This is a genomic window from Oribacterium sp. KHPX15, from assembly GCF_900107835.1.
Lineage (GTDB): Bacteria > Bacillota > Clostridia > Lachnospirales > Lachnospiraceae > Oribacterium.
Window position 1 is genome coordinate 1 of the sequence record NZ_FNRG01000070.1, and the last position, 2,675, is coordinate 2,675.

Genomic DNA, 2,675 nt, shown 5'->3' on the forward strand with positions numbered 1-2,675 from the left:
GATGACGAACCGGAATTCCTGATAAGTTTGACCGGAAAGAACAATTATAAGTTTAATCTTAAGAAAGAAGACGTCAGTGTGACTAATCTTCTTGCCGGAGGCACAGCGGGGAGCGGTGCTACTGTTGAGGAAGTCAAAGTGAACAATGACGGGTATGATGCGACTGTAAAGGTAAAGATAGCAAAGCTTGCATTGACGCACACCGGAAGTGTTAATTCTGTAAAGATATCGCCGGAGGGAATAGTGTCGTGGGACGAGGGGCGAGTGCCTGTCACTTTTAGGAATAGGAGAACTTTCCCTTAAGAATTCATGAAGAGTAAAAAACAGAAACTTCATAATAAATTGATAATAAAATATGGTGTAGACATTGGCATGTGCCTGTCGGGTACTGTAGGAGTTGATGTAACTGTTAGTGTAAAAGCAAGGTATAGTTTTCGTGGGGTAGAGCAGTAAAAAAAGCAGTTTGTTTTTTGAAGGTCCTGGTTGTTTCCATGTCGCTTAGTGGGATGGTATCCGGGGCAACATTTGCGAAGACATTAAGGTCGTTGGCATTATCGATAGATCTGGAGATTCAGATCGGTGAGGGTGTGGGAACCGAAAACATTATCATCAATAATAGTTAAGGTGAACGATAGTGGGTACGACGCGACTGTGAAGGTAAAGCTTGCCAAGCTTGCATTGACGCATACCGGGAAGATTGATTCTGTGAAGATCTCGCCGGAGGGTGTGGTGTCGTGGGATGAGGCATTGGGCTCCACAAGCTATGAGATGAGGGTTATGAAGGACGGCTGGGTTTATAAAACTGTGATTGCGGATGCGTCGAATACGAAGGTTCATCAGGAGTCCATGGAGGTGTTCGGGGAAGATAGAGTTTGGTGAGAAAAACTTGTGGAGAAATAAGAAAATGTGAGGCTGCTGTTGACAAACATGTGTTTGTGCAGTAAGATTCGTAAAAATGAAATGTATCGAATTTGAGAGGAAATATTATGAAAAAACAGGAAAAGAAAACCGAAAAAATACAGCTATTTGAAGATCAGCCAATCAGGACGGCGTGGGACGAAGAAAAAGAAGAGTGGTACTTCTCTGTAGTTGATGTTGTGGGGGCGCTGACATCGAGTGCAGATCCTCAGACTTATTGGCGAGTTACTAAAAAACGTTTGAAGGATGAAGGAAATGAAAGCGTTACAAATTGTAACGCTTTGAAAATGAAGGCAGCTGATGGAAAACGTAGACTGACAGATGTGGCTGACACGGAGCAGCTCTTGAGGATAATCCAGTCAATCCCATCAAAGAAGGCCGAACCTTTCAAATTGTGGCTGGCAAAAGTTGGAAGGGAAAGAATGGAGGAATTGCTTGATCCGGAATTAATTGCTGAAAGACTTGTGGCAACGTATGAACGAAAGGGATATACAAAAGAGTGGATAAATCAGAGGCTTATGGCGATCAGTGCAAGAAAAGAACTGACAGATGAATGGAAGTCTCATGGAATTGATAAAAGTTCGGAATTTGCAATGTTGACTGATGAACTGACAAAGGCATGGTCAGGGATGACGACTAGACAGTATAAGAATCATAAAGGACTTAAGAAGGAAAGTCTTCGTGATAATATGTCTACCACAGAACTTGTCTTAAACATGTTGGCTGAAACTGCAACAAAGGAGATAGCTCAGTCTGAAGATCCAGAAGGATTTGAAGAAAACAAAAAGGTGGCCGGCAGGGGTGGAAAGATTGCGGGCGATGCAAGGAAATCAATTGAGGCAGAAACCGGGAAATCGGTTATAACAATTCAGAATGCAGCCCAGCTGAACCATGTTGTAGCACAGATGATTGAGGCAAGTGTAAAGGCGGTGGAAGAAGATGACGATAAGTGACAGGATCTTTGAAAGACTTAAACAGATAAATATGACACAAAAGGTCTTTTCTGAAGAGACAGGCATATCTCAGAGCACGATCAGCGAGTGGAAGAGCAAGCGGACAAACCCTACATCCGAGAAGATCATGATCATATGTAATGTCCTGGGAGTGACTCCGGAATGGCTTCTGTCAGGTATCGAGAATACCGGGGACAGAGGGAATAAATCATCCTGGTACGTGATCGATAAAAAAACCGATATGGGATATATGATAAGCACATATCATGACATGAATGAAGGGCAGCGGGAAAGACTGCTTGGGTATATGGAAGCAATGATGGCATTGACGAGAGAAAAAAAGAAGCATTAGGCTTCAAAAAACGTGCCGTGGACTCTTACAGAAAGTTTACAAGAAAATAGCTTCCTGTGTTGCCTAAACATAGGTACCGCGTTCCTGATATTAGTGCCTGTTAGTGCGCCCTGCTAAGGTGAGCTTCATATAGCGGATTGCAAATGTCCGTCCGATAGATGGGTCTCCAAAGTTCTTGAGGGTTTAAAAGGGAGTAAAAAAATTTGCCCGATGATACGCTTAAACGTGCATATACGCATACACAGAAGCGACTATAAATAATGACAATAAAACAAAGGGTCAAATATCAATAAAAATTACTGAGGAAATAGAAGAATAAACATGAACATAAAAAAAGGGATGCCAACACCGGATGCAGCTTTAAAGGAATTTTTTAAGGATAATGAAATATTTGCAGCTGTGTTTAATGGATATTTTTTCAACAACGATGAGGTCATCAATCCGGCAGAACT

The 2,675-nt window shown here is 42.1% G+C and carries 5 protein-coding genes; all 5 read left to right on the forward strand.

Annotated features, from left to right (window positions below):
• Positions 1 to 303 (forward strand): hypothetical protein (locus tag BLV86_RS18035; protein WP_175456606.1); only part of this gene is annotated, 303 nt, incomplete at its 5' end.
• 167 nt (positions 304 to 470) lie between these two features.
• Positions 471 to 623: a hypothetical protein gene (locus BLV86_RS18040; RefSeq protein ID WP_175456607.1), complete on the forward strand. Its 153-nt coding sequence runs from the start codon at positions 471 to 473 to the stop codon at positions 621 to 623.
• Between the two features lie 82 nt (positions 624 to 705).
• Positions 706 to 879, forward strand: coding sequence for a hypothetical protein (locus BLV86_RS18045; protein ID WP_175456608.1), 174 nt, complete (start codon positions 706 to 708; stop codon positions 877 to 879).
• A gap of 107 nt (positions 880 to 986) precedes the next feature.
• Complete coding sequence (locus tag BLV86_RS17315; RefSeq protein ID WP_090820077.1) at positions 987 to 1,871, forward strand: BRO family protein; 885 nt, start codon at positions 987 to 989, stop codon at positions 1,869 to 1,871.
• Positions 1,858 to 2,223, forward strand: coding sequence for a helix-turn-helix domain-containing protein (locus tag BLV86_RS17320; RefSeq protein ID WP_090820080.1), 366 nt, complete (start codon positions 1,858 to 1,860; stop codon positions 2,221 to 2,223). Before BLV86_RS17315 ends, BLV86_RS17320 begins: the two co-directional genes overlap by 14 nt.
• Positions 2,224 to 2,675: the final 452 nt, after the last annotated feature.

What these genes read in the sequence shown, in the direction of transcription:
- BLV86_RS17315 (WP_090820077.1), top strand. Translation starts at nt 987, where the DNA reads ATGAAAAAACAGGAAAAGAAAACCGAAAAAATACAGCTATTTGAAGAT.
- BLV86_RS17320 (WP_090820080.1), top strand. Translation starts at nt 1,858, where the DNA reads ATGACGATAAGTGACAGGATCTTTGAAAGACTTAAACAGATAAATATG.